This is a genomic window from Streptomyces tropicalis (assembly GCF_029269835.1).
Lineage (GTDB): Bacteria > Actinomycetota > Actinomycetes > Streptomycetales > Streptomycetaceae > Streptomyces > Streptomyces tropicalis.
Map to the genome: position 1 here is coordinate 1 of NZ_JARJBB010000045.1, position 11218 is coordinate 11218.

9 protein-coding genes and 2 pseudogenes are annotated in these 11218 nt (G+C 74.9%); 9 read left to right on the forward strand and 2 right to left on the reverse strand.

The window, feature by feature from the left end; all coding sequences use genetic code 11:
• From P3H78_RS32060 to P3H78_RS32080, 5 genes and pseudogenes are all read left to right on the forward strand, one after another.
• A pseudogene (locus P3H78_RS32060) lies at positions 1-186 on the forward strand (hypothetical protein); the annotation flags it as partial.
• A gap of 12 nt (positions 187-198) precedes the next feature.
• Positions 199-2136 carry a 1-deoxy-D-xylulose-5-phosphate synthase gene (gene dxs / locus P3H78_RS32065; protein ID WP_276112702.1) on the forward strand — a complete coding sequence of 646 codons (1938 nt, stop codon included), beginning with the start codon at positions 199-201 and terminating at the stop codon, positions 2134-2136.
• On the forward strand, positions 2133-3515 hold the full coding sequence (locus tag P3H78_RS32070; protein ID WP_276112703.1) for an aspartate aminotransferase family protein: 1383 nt from the start codon (positions 2133-2135) through the stop codon (positions 3513-3515). The genes dxs and P3H78_RS32070 overlap by 4 nt, the downstream gene beginning before the upstream one ends.
• 65 nt (positions 3516-3580) lie before the next feature.
• Entirely contained in the window at positions 3581-4222 is a 642-nt protein-coding gene (locus P3H78_RS32075) for a helix-turn-helix domain-containing protein (RefSeq protein ID WP_276112704.1), read from the forward strand.
• A complete protein-coding gene (locus tag P3H78_RS32080; protein WP_276112705.1) occupies positions 4219-4344 on the forward strand; it encodes a DUF6126 family protein in 126 nt (41 codons plus the stop codon). The genes P3H78_RS32075 and P3H78_RS32080 overlap by 4 nt, the downstream gene beginning before the upstream one ends.
• 32 nt (positions 4345-4376) lie before the next feature.
• On the opposite strand, the gene P3H78_RS32085 is transcribed toward P3H78_RS32080, so the two are convergent.
• Entirely contained in the window at positions 4377-5174 is a 798-nt protein-coding gene (locus tag P3H78_RS32085) for a tyrosine-protein phosphatase (RefSeq protein ID WP_276112706.1), read from the reverse strand.
• 359 nt (positions 5175-5533) lie between these two features.
• Here P3H78_RS32085 and P3H78_RS32090 point away from each other — a divergent pair, with 359 nt between their 5' ends.
• The gene (locus P3H78_RS32090; RefSeq protein ID WP_276112710.1) at positions 5534-6319 is read left to right on the forward strand and encodes an SGNH/GDSL hydrolase family protein; all 786 of its coding nucleotides are present in this window, start codon (positions 5534-5536) and stop codon (positions 6317-6319) included.
• A gap of 138 nt (positions 6320-6457) precedes the next feature.
• Here P3H78_RS32090 and P3H78_RS32095 read toward each other — a convergent pair whose 3' ends face one another.
• Positions 6458-7078: a TetR/AcrR family transcriptional regulator gene (locus P3H78_RS32095; RefSeq protein ID WP_276112707.1), complete on the reverse strand. Its 621-nt coding sequence runs from the start codon at positions 7076-7078 to the stop codon at positions 6458-6460.
• A gap of 207 nt (positions 7079-7285) precedes the next feature.
• Here P3H78_RS32095 and P3H78_RS32100 point away from each other — a divergent pair, with 207 nt between their 5' ends.
• From P3H78_RS32100 to P3H78_RS32110, 3 genes and pseudogenes are all read left to right on the forward strand, one after another.
• Positions 7286-8536 carry an MBL fold metallo-hydrolase gene (locus P3H78_RS32100; protein ID WP_276112708.1) on the forward strand — a complete coding sequence of 417 codons (1251 nt, stop codon included), beginning with the start codon at positions 7286-7288 and terminating at the stop codon, positions 8534-8536.
• Positions 8537-8889: 353 nt separating this feature from the next.
• Complete coding sequence (locus P3H78_RS32105) at positions 8890-11136, forward strand: ATP-binding protein (protein ID WP_276112709.1); 2247 nt, start codon at positions 8890-8892, stop codon at positions 11134-11136.
• Position 11137: 1 nt separating this feature from the next.
• Positions 11138-11218 (forward strand): annotated as a pseudogene (locus P3H78_RS32110) (DUF742 domain-containing protein); the annotation flags it as partial.

Genomic DNA, 11218 nt, shown 5'->3' on the forward strand with positions numbered 1-11218 from the left:
GGCAATGGGAAGGGGCAGATCTTCGTGAAGGGCGAGGTCATCAAGACCGTGCCGGAGTCGAAGATCGTGGAGACCCTGATCGAGGAGGCCATGAAGCTCGCGGAGCGGATGACCGCCGAAGGCGCCGCCCCGCGCGCCGCCGGGGCGCCCGCGGTGACGGTGGACGGGGAGACGACACGGACCTAGAGGGGGCCCTGCGTGACGATTCTGGAGAACATCGGAGGACCGCGCGACCTGAAGGCGCTGTCCGAGGCGGAACTCGGCGAACTGTCCGAGGAGATACGCGCATTCCTGGTGCAGGCGGTCGCACGGACCGGCGGGCACCTCGGACCCAACCTGGGCGTGGTGGAGCTGACCGTCGCCCTGCACCGGGTCTTCGAGTCACCGGCCGACCGCATCCTGTGGGACACCGGCCACCAGAGCTACGTCCACAAGCTGCTGACGGGACGTCAGGACTTCTCGAAGCTGCGCGGCAAGGGGGGCCTGTCCGGCTACCCCTCGCGGGAGGAGTCCGAGCACGACGTCATCGAGAACAGCCACGCCTCCACCGCGCTGGGCTGGGCCGACGGCCTCGCCAAGGCCCGGCAGGTGCAGGACGGCCGGGGCCACGTCGTCGCGGTCGTCGGCGACGGCGCGCTGACCGGCGGGATGGCCTGGGAGGCGCTGAACAACATCGCCGCCGCCCGGGACCGCCCGCTGATCGTCGTCGTCAACGACAACGAGCGGTCGTACGCGCCCACCATCGGCGGCCTCGCCAACCACCTGGCCACCCTGCGCACCACCGACGGCTACGAGCGCCTCCTGGCCTGGGGCAAGGACGTCCTGCAGCGCACCCCGGTGGTCGGCGGCACCCTCTACGAGTCCCTGCACGGCGCGAAGAAGGGCTTCAAGGACGCCTTCGCCCCGCAGGGCATGTTCGAGGACCTCGGGCTGAAGTACCTCGGCCCGATCGACGGGCACGACATCCGCGCCGTCGAGTCCGCGCTGCGCCGCGCCCAGCGCTTCCACGGGCCGGTCCTCGTCCACTGCCTCACCGTCAAGGGCCGAGGCTGCGAGCCCGCCCTCGCGCACGAGGAGGACCACTTCCACACGGTCGGGGTGATGGACCCGCTCACCTGCGAGCCGCTCGCACCGGCCGCCGGACCCTCCTGGACCTCCGTCTTCGGGGAGGAGATGGTGCGGATCGGGGAGGAGCGCGACGACGTCGTGGCCGTCACCGCGGCCATGCTGCACCCCGTCGGCCTCGGCGGCTTCGCCGCCCGCTTCCCGGACCGGGTGTGGGACGTCGGCATCGCCGAGCAGCACGCGGCCGTCTCGGCGGCGGGCCTGGCCACCGGAGGCCTGCACCCCGTCGTCGCCGTGTACGCCACCTTCCTCAACCGGGCCTTCGACCAGCTGCTGATGGACGTCGCCCTGCACCGCTGCGGGGTCACCTTCGTCCTGGACCGGGCCGGTGTCACCGGCGTCGACGGGCCCTCGCACAACGGCATGTGGGACCTGTCCGTGCTCCAGGTCGTCCCGGGCCTGAGGATCGCCGCGCCGCGCGACGCCGACCAGCTGCGCGCCCAGCTGCGCGAGGCCGTCGCCGTGGACGACGCCCCGACCCTGGTCCGCTTCCCCAAGGAGTCGGCCGGCCCCCGGATCCCCGCGGTCGGCCGGGTGGGCGGCACGGACGTGCTGCACGCCGCCGACGACGCGGACGTCCTGCTCGTCGCGGTCGGCGTCATGGCGCCCGTCTGCCTCCAGACGGCCGAGCTCCTCGCCGCCCGCGGCATCGGCTGCACCGTCGTCGACCCCCGCTGGGTCAAGCCCGTCGACCCGGCCCTGGTGACCCTCGCCGCCCGCCACCGCCTGGTCGCCGTGGTCGAGGACAACAGCCGTGCGGCCGGGGTCGGTTCGGCGGTCGCCCTGGCACTGGGAGACGCCGACGTCGATGTGCCGGTGCGGCGGTTCGGCATCCCGGAGCAGTTCCTCGCGCACGCCAAGCGCGCCGAGGTGCTGGCCGACATCGGCCTCACCCCGGTGGAGATCGCCGGACGGATCGGCGCGAGCCTGGCCACCGGGGAGGGGGCCGGGACGGACCGGGGGCGGGACACCGGCGCGGACCCCGCGCACGTCAAGGAGAGAGCTGAATGACCAACGAGTTCGACCTCGGCAGGCTCCTGTCCGAACGCGGAGCCGAGCGCTACGAGCTGCACGCCCGGCACCTCAACCACCAACTGCCGCGCATGCTGCACACCATCGGCTTCGACAAGGTCTACGAGCGGGCCGAGGGCGCGTACTTCTGGGACACGGACGGCAACGAGTACCTGGACATGCTCGCCGGCTTCGGCGTGATGGGCCTCGGCCGCCACCACCCCGTCGTGCGCCGCGCCCTGCACGACGTGCTCGACGCGCAGCTCGCCGACCTGACCCGCTTCGACTGCCCCCCGCTGCCCGGGCTGCTGGCGGAGCGGCTGCTGGCCCACAGCCCCCACCTGGACCGGGTCTTCTTCGGCAACAGCGGGACCGAGGCGGTGGAGACCTCCCTGAAGTTCGCCCGGCGCGCCACCGGCAGGCCCCGCGTCCTGTACTGCGAGCACGCCTTCCACGGCCTGACCGCCGGGTCCCTCTCGGTGAACGGCGAGGACGGGTTCCGCGACGGCTTCGCCCCGCTGCTGCCCGACACCGCCGTCCCGCTCGGCGACCTGGACGCCCTGGCGAGGGAGCTGCGCCGGGGGGACGTGGCCGCCCTGATCGTGGAGCCGATCCAGGGCAAGGGCGTGCACGAGGCCCCGCCCGGCTATCTGCGCGCCGCCCAGGAGCTGCTCCACCGGCACAAGGCGCTGCTCATCGCCGACGAGGTGCAGACCGGGCTCGGCCGCACCGGCGACTTCTACGCCTATCAGCACGAGGACGGCGTCGAGCCGGACCTGGTCTGCGTGGCGAAGGCGCTGTCCGGCGGGTACGTGCCGGTCGGGGCCACCCTCGGCCGGGACTGGATCTTCAAGAAGGTCTACTCGTCCATGGACCGCGTGCTCGTCCACTCCGCGAGCTTCGGATCCAACGCCCAGGCCATGGCGGCCGGCCTCGCCGTGCTGTCCGTCATGGAGAACGACCAGGTCGTGGCGCACGCACGGGCCACCGGCGACCTGCTGAGGTCCCGGCTGGCGGCGCTCACCGACCGCTACGAACTCCTCGCCGACGTCCGCGGTCGCGGACTGATGGTCGGCATCGAGTTCGGCAGGCCGCGCTCCCTGAAGCTGCGCGGCCGCTGGACGATGCTCCAGGCGGCCCGCAAGGGCCTGTTCGCGCAGATGGTGGTCGTGCCGCTGCTCCAGCGCCACCGGATCCTCACCCAGGTGTCCGGCGACCACCTGGAGGTGATCAAGCTGATCCCGCCCCTGGTGATCGGTGAGCAGGAGGTCGCCCGCTTCGTGGACGCCTTCACCGCGGTGATGGACGACGCGCACGAGGGCGGTCTGATGTGGGACTTCGGGAAGACCCTGGTGAAGCAGGCCGTGGCCCAGCGGTAGGCCGAGGGCTTTGCCTCTGGGGCAAGAAATTTGCCGGAAAGGCAAAGCTCCGGCTGAATGGAGGCATGAGCACTCCCGAGTCCGACGCCTCGGCCGGGCCGGCGCCTCCGCCGGGGCCGGCCGAGGAACTGCCCTCCGTCGCCCCGCAGCTGCGGGCGCTGCGCCGTCGTGCCGCGCTCACCCTCGAGGCCGCGGCCCGCGCCGCCGGGCTGTCGCCCGCCCATCTCTCCCGGCTGGAGACCGGGCAGCGCCAGCCCTCGCTGCCGATGCTGCTGTCACTCGCCCGCATCTACGGTACGACGGTCTCCGAGCTGCTCGGCGAGACGGTCTCCGACCGGGACGCCGTGGTGCGCGCCGCGGACATGGAACCGACCCGGGCCGGCGGCTGGACCTACTGGCAGGCCGGTGCGCCCGGCCGCGGGATGCAGGCCCTGCGGGTCCGCGTCCCGTACGGCTCCCAGGGCGACATCGTGCGGGTGCACCCGGGCGAGGAGTGGCTGTACGTTCTGTCCGGGCGGCTGCTGCTGCGCCTCGGTGACACCGCGCACCGGCTCGGACCGGGGGACGGCGCGCACTTCGACTCGCTGACCCCGCACCGCATCGCCGCCGAGGACCGCGACGGACTCGAGCTGCTCTTCGTCCACACCCTGCTGCAGAGCCCCACGGCCACCCTGTGCCTGGGGCCCCTCACCGGAGGCACGCCATGAGCAACAGCACCATGGAAGAGAAGTTCCCCCGCGCCCTGTGGGTGCGGCTGCTCATCTACATCGCCGTCGGGCACCTCTTCGCGGCCTTCGTCTGGCTGCTGTTCGAGGTCGGGGCGAAGTAGCCGCCACCGGGCCCGCGGGAACGGTGCGGGCGTCAGTCGAGGAGCCGCTCCCGCAGCCGCTCCCGGGTCTGCGGGGCGAGGCCGAGGCCGCGCTCCAGATAGGTCTCGACCCCGCCCCAGGTGTCCTCCACGGTCTCCAGGGCGGCGGCCAGGTACTCGGCGCGGGCGTCGAAGAGGGGGCTGAGCAGCTCCATGACCTCGGGGGAGTAGGCGTCGGACGTGTCGGCGCTGCGGTGCACCTTGTAGCGGCGGTGCTTGGCGTTGGACTGCAGGTAGTCGGCCAGGATGGCCTCCCGCTCGACGCCCAGGGCCAGCAGGGTCACCGCGATCGACAGGCCCGCGCGGTCCTTGCCGGCCGCGCAGTGCATGAGGGCGGGCACGCTGTCCTCGGCGAGGGCGTGCAGCACGCGGGAGTGCTCGGCCGTGCGCCCGGTGACGATCAGGCGGTAGGACGCGATCATCCGGTCGGCGCCCTTGCCGTCCGCCAGGATCGACCGCAGCTGCGCCAGGTCGCCGTCGCGGACCATCTTCCAGAACTCGGCGCCGTCGGCCGGGTCGCTGAGCGGCAGGTTCACATTGCGCACGCCGGGCAGCTCGACGTCGGGGCCCTCGAGCTTCTTGTCGGCCGCGTTGCGGAAGTCGAAGACGGTGTGCAGGCCCAGCGCGGAGAGGAAGGACGTGTCCTGCTCGGTGGCGTGTGCGAGGTGGCCGCTGCGGAACAGCACGCCCTGCCGCACCCGCCGTCCGTCCACCGTCGGCAGTCCGCCCACGTCGCGGAAGTTGCGTACTCCGGCCAGCTCGGGTTCGGTCGACGGGACCTGCTGCGTCACGGGGGCTCCTCCCACTCGGTCGGCCCGGCCCGCTCGGCGGGCCCCGGCCCCGCCGTCACGGCTCGCCGGCGGGCACGACTCCGACGATACGACATCGCTGCCTGCGGCGATGTGGCGTCCACCGCCGCCGGCGCCATGTCGCGCGTCCGGGCAATCGCGGGCCGCTTCGGGGGACTTCGGCGGGCCGGGGGCCGGGTCGCCGGAAACATCCCGGAGCGCCCGCCTATTCCGCCCGGCCCCGCCCCCGCGCAGTGGCTTATCTCACCGTCCGTCAACCCTTCCTTACGGTCGCGTAGGTCACATTCGAGGGTGAATCATGGGCCGACGTGGCAGACGATTCGAAGAGTGACAGCAGAGCAGTGATCGGGTCGTACGTGGCGCTGGGGGACAGCTTCACCGAAGGCGTCGGCGACCCGGGCCCCGACGGGGCGTTCGTGGGCTGGGCCGACCGGCTCGCGGTGCTCCTCGCGGACCTGCGGCCCGAGGGCGACTTCGCGTACACCAACCTGGCGGTGCGCGGGAGGCTGCTCGACCGGATCGTGTCGGAGCAGGTCGAGCGGGCCGTGGAACTCGCCCCCGACCTGGTGACGTTCTGTGCGGGCGGCAACGACATCATTCGTCCGGGCACCGACCCGGACGACGTGGCGGAGCGGTTCGAGTCCGCGCTGGCCCGCCTCGCCGCGGCCGCGGGCACCGTCCTGGTCACCACCGGCTTCGACACCCGGGGCGTGCCCGTGCTCAAGCACCTGCGCGGCAAGATCGCCACGTACAACGGGCACGTGCGGGCCGTCGCCGACCGCCACGGCTGCCCGGTGCTCGACCTGTGGTCCCTCAAGACCGTGCAGGACCGGCGCGCCTGGGACCACGACCGGCTGCACCTGTCGCCCGAGGGGCACACCCGCGTGGCACTGCGCGCCGGCCAGGTCCTCGGCCTGGAGGTGCCGGCCGACCCCGAGCAGCCCTGGCCGCCGCTGCCGCCGCGCGGCGCCCTCGGCACCCGGCGCGACGACGTGCAGTGGGCGCGCGAGTTCCTGGTGCCGTGGATCGGCCGCCGTCTGCGCGGCGAGTCCTCCGGCGACCACGTGACGGCCAAGGGCACGCTGTCGCCCGGCGACATCAGGATGCGGATCGCCTCGGTGGCCTGACGACTCCGGAGCCCGGGCGGGGGTGAGGACGCCGGGGACGCGGTGCCGGAGGGGGGCGGCGGCACGCCCCCTCCCCGCGCCGCGGCCGGGGTGCGACGCCGGGCCGGCGGCCCGCTCCCGCCCGCGCCCCGGTCGTCCTCACCGCGCTGCGGCCGTCAACGCCTCCCGTTCCAGGCCCAGTTCACGTGCCAGGGACTCGTCCACCCACTGCTGGGCCCGTGCCCGGGACACCCCGCCGCCGTAGGCCGTCATCTGCACGGCCAGACCGTCCAGCAGTGCCGTCAGGCGCAGGGCCGCGGCGCCGGGGTCCGGGCAGCGGAACTCGCCCGCCGCCACGCCCTCGGCGACGACCTCGGCGATCGCGGCCTTCCACTGCCGGTCGAGGTCCTGCGCGACCTCCCGCAGCGCCGGCTCGCGCAGTGCCGCCGCCCAGCCCTCGATCCACAGCCGCCAGCCCTTGGCGGACCCGGTCGGCGCGTACCAGCGCACGGCGGTCCGCAGCCGGCGCACGGCCGTCGTACGGCGGGCCAGCAGCTTGCGCAGATGCGCGAGGTCCCCCTCGGCCGCGTGGGCGAAGGCGGCGGCGACCAGCTTCTCCTTGGTCGAGAAGTGGTAGAGCACCAGGGCGTTGCTCACCCCGAGCGCCGAGGCCACGTCGGCGATGCGTACCGCCGCCACACCCCGTACCTCGATCTGCCCGATGGCGGCCCGCAGCAACTCCGCGCGCCGCTCCGCCACGCTCAACCGCACTCTCGCCACGCGGTCACCCTAGCGTGCCCGGCCCGTCACCGAGCCCGGCTCCTCGAACTCCCGTCCGACCGGGGACACCCCCCGCGGGCGCCTCCCCGCTGCGGTCTCCGGCCCCGCCCCGGCACCCCGGGCCCCGGCCTTCGGGCAGGGCCCGGGGAGGGGGCGCACGCGAGCCCTCCATAATGGAAAGCCTGACCGACTCCACCGGGAGGTATCGTGGCCGGTTTCCGTCCCCTGAGCTCCGGGCTCCGCGCACTGCAGCCCGCGGCCTTCGGTGCGGATCCCAGCGGTGAGCGCCTGGCGCGCATCCGCAGATCGCCCCATTTCAAGGACGGCGTCTTCCAGAACCCCGGCGGCGTCGCACGGACCCGGCCCTCCGGCTCGATGCTGGACTTCGCCAGGCTCTACTTCGACAAGGACGAGCGTCCCCTGCGCACCCCGGCGGGCACCGTGCCGGTGCACGCCACCACGGTCGCCGACCTCGCCCGGCCGCCGGCCACCGGCCTGCGGCTGACCTGGATGGGCCACTCCAGCGTGCTCGCCGAGATCGACGGCCGCCGGGTGCTGTTCGACCCGGTCTGGGGCGAGCGCTGCTCGCCCTTCCCCTTCGCCGGGCCCGGGCGGCTGCACCCGGTGCCGCTGCCACTGGCCGCGCTCGGCCCGGTCGACGTGGTCGTCATCTCGCACGACCACTACGACCACCTGGACATGCCCACCATCAAGGCGCTGGCGGGCACGGACACCCTGTTCGCGGTGCCGCTCGGCGTGGGCGCCCACCTGGAGCACTGGGGCGTGTCCGCCGGGCGTCTGCGCGAGCTGGACTGGCACGAGACGACCGAGGTCGGCGGGCTGAGGCTGACCGCGACCCCGGCCCGGCACTTCTGCGGGCGCGGCCTGCGCAACACCCAGCACACGCTGTGGGCGTCCTGGGTCGTCGCCGGGGACGAGCACCGCGTCTTCCACAGCGGCGACACCGGCTACTTCGACGGCTTCAAGGAGATCGGCGCCGAGCACGGCCCGTTCGACGCGACGATGATCCAGATCGGCGCGTACTCGGAGTTCTGGACCGACATCCACATGACCCCGGAGGAGGGCATGCGGGCCCATCTCGACCTCCAGGGCGAGCCGTCGGCCGGTCCGATGCTGCCGATCCACTGGGCCACCTTCAACCTGGCACCCCACCCGTGGGCCGAGCCCGGCGAGGGGACGGTCGCCGCGGCCCGCGCGGCCGGCGCCCGGATCGCCCTGCCCCGGCCGGGGGAGCCCTTCGAGCCGACCGGCGAGGCCGTCCCGTCGGCCCGGTGGTGGCGCCAGGTGGCGCGGCCGCCGGCCGGCGGCTGGCCCGCGGCGGACGCCGCGCCGTCCACGGCCGGCGCGGTCACGGCGCCCACGGATGTCACGCTTCGTGATGCTCAGGGGGACACCGGGGAGGGGGCCGGCGACCCCGAGGCGGTGCCGGCCGGCTGACGGCCGGAGGCGCGCGAGCGGACGGCGGGGGCCGGGGAGTCATCGACTCCCCGGCCCCCGCCGTCTTTTCGTGACCGCATCCGACCGGCTCCGATCGATTCGGTACGCCGTGGCGCGGTGTCGCCCCGTCGATGCTCGGTCGGGTGTGCGAACCCTCATACCAGAGCGGGACGCTGCCCGCAGGTTTTTGTCAACTGCCCACCGCACTTGATGCCTTGGTGACTACGGTGAGTGGCGGTCGGGCGACACGGGGCCGAGCTCCCCCCGTCCTCCCGGCCGGCTCAGCGATGGCGCATGCCCGCGCGCGCACCCGGCGCACGCACACGGGCCCGACGGACCAGTACGAGGAACAGATGTCTCACCTCCGTGCACCGGCCGCACGCGCAGACCGCCGCGAGGGCGGGCGGCACGGGCGACCCGTCACCCGCACCGCCCCCTCGCTGCCCGAAGCCCACATACGGCCACAGCTCATGCGGCTGGCGGTACTGCCCCCGGTCGCGGTCGCCCTCAGCGGCAGCGCGGCCGTGCTGTTCACCGTGCGCTCCACCGGGATCCGGCCCGGCCTCACCCTGTGGGCGGTGCTCGCCGGCACCCTCGCGGTGGCGCTCGCGGGCATCGGCATCGCCGCCGTCGCCGCCGACCGGGCCGCGCGCTCGGTCCACGACCGCGTGGACGCCCTGCGCCGCGGCACCGCACGGCGGGAGGCCGACCTGCGCGCCCTCGTCGACGCGCTGCGCCAGGGCGACGCCCCGGCCCCCCGGCGGTCCCGCGGCGGACCCCCCGGCGACGCCGACGACTTCGAACTGCTCGCCGCCGACCTGGCCCGCGCCCACGACGGGGCCGTCACCGCGGTCGTGCAGGCCGCCCAGCTCTCCAGCCAGGCCGACAGCGAGCAGAAACTGGAGGTCTTCGTCAATCTCGCCCGGCGCCTGCAGTCCCTGGTGCACCGCGAGATCTCCATCCTCGACGAGCTGGAGAACGAGATCGAGGACCCCGACCTGCTCAAGGGGCTCTTCCACGTCGACCACCTCGCGACCCGGATCCGCCGGCACGCAGAGAACCTCGCCGTGCTCGGCGGCGCCGTCTCCCGCCGCCAGTGGAGCAACCCGGTCCCCATGACCGAGGTGCTGCGCTCGGCCATCGCCGAGGTCGAGCAGTACTCCCGGGTCAAGCTGGTCCCGCCGATCGACGGCGAACTGCGCGGCCACGCGGTCTCCGACGTCATCCACCTGCTCGCCGAACTCATCGAGAACGCCACCGTGTTCTCCGCCCCGCAGACCCAGGTCCTGCTGCGCGTCAACCTCGTCACCTCCGGGCTCGCCGTGGAGGTCGAGGACCGCGGTCTCGGCATGCCGCTCGAAGAGCAGACCCGGATGAACGCCCTGCTGTCCGACCCCGACCAGGTCAACGTGGCAAGCCTGCTTGCGGACGGCCGCATCGGCCTCTTCGTCGTGTCCCAGCTCGCCCGCCGGCACGGCATCACCGTCGGCCTGCAGAGCAACATCTACGGCGGTGTGCAGGCCGTCCTCGTCGTGCCCCAGGACCTGGTCGGACCGGCCCCGGTGACGCCGGAAGCGGCCGCGCGCCCGCCGGGCCGCCCGCAGCCGTCCCCGGGGGCCGCGGTGCCCGCGAGGGCCGGAGCGCACCGGGCCCCGGCCGCGCGGCCGCCCGGGTCCGTCCCCCCGGGCGCACCCGGCGCGCCGGACCCCGGCGCCCCGCCCCACCCGGCGCCGTCGCGCCCCCTGCCCGCCGCCACGGCCCCGGACGACGGTCCCGTCCCCGTCGCGGTACCCGGCCCCCGGGGTGCGGACCCGCGCCCCGGCCCGGCCGCCGCCCGGGGCGAGGCCCCCTCCGCGCCGGCCCGCTCCACCCCCGGTGACGGGCAGCACCCGGCGCCGGACGCGAACGGCCACGCAGCCCGCCCCGCCGCCGACACGGGCCCCGGAGCCGGCGGGCGCGCGCCCGCCGCACCCCCGGCCGGCAGCGGGGCGCCCGCGCCCCTGCCCCGGCGCGGAGCCGGCCGCCCACGCCCCAACCCCGCGGACGCCGTCCCCGGGATCCGGGCGGAGGACCGGTCCGCGGCGGCCGCGAACGCGGGCGTGCTGCCCGTCCCGCGCACCGGCGCGGTACGCGGCACCATGGACAGGCCGCAGCTGCCGAGGCGCCGCGCCCAGCAGCACATCGTCCCCCAGCTCCGTGGCGGCCCCGCGCCCCGCCAGGACACCGACGCAGCCGTCGGCCACGACCCCGGCCTGATGGCCGCCTTCCAGCGCGGCCTCGGCCTGGCCGAGGCCCAGCAGCACCGGGATCCCGGGGACCCGTCCGACGGCGGCCGCCCCGCGGTCCCGCCCCCGGCCGCACCGCAGCTGCCCGCCGCCCCCTCGACCGGCGCGTACGGCCTGCCGCCCGGCGCCCCCGGCACCGCTGTCCCGGCCCGGCTCCCGGCGCCCGCCGTACCCCGGGCCCTCGACGCGCACGTAGTCCCCGCGCCTCCCGCCGAGTCCCCCGGTCCCCACGACACGGCGACCGGACCCGCCGACACGCCGCCCGGACGGCACCCCCACGGCGTCCGGCACGACGGGAGCACCCCCCCCGGATGACCAGCACGCCGCCCACCTGAAGCTGCCGGCGGCGGTGACCAAGGTCCTGCTGGCCGATCTCGTCGACTGCGGGGCGCTGACC

What these genes read in the sequence shown, in the direction of transcription:
- P3H78_RS32070 (WP_276112703.1), top strand. Translation starts at nt 2,133, where the DNA reads ATGACCAACGAGTTCGACCTCGGCAGGCTCCTGTCCGAACGCGGAGCC.
- P3H78_RS32075 (WP_276112704.1), top strand. Translation starts at nt 3,581, where the DNA reads ATGAGCACTCCCGAGTCCGACGCCTCGGCCGGGCCGGCGCCTCCGCCG.
- P3H78_RS32080 (WP_276112705.1), top strand. Translation starts at nt 4,219, where the DNA reads ATGAGCAACAGCACCATGGAAGAGAAGTTCCCCCGCGCCCTGTGGGTG.
- P3H78_RS32105 (WP_276112709.1), top strand. Translation starts at nt 8,890, where the DNA reads ATGTCTCACCTCCGTGCACCGGCCGCACGCGCAGACCGCCGCGAGGGC.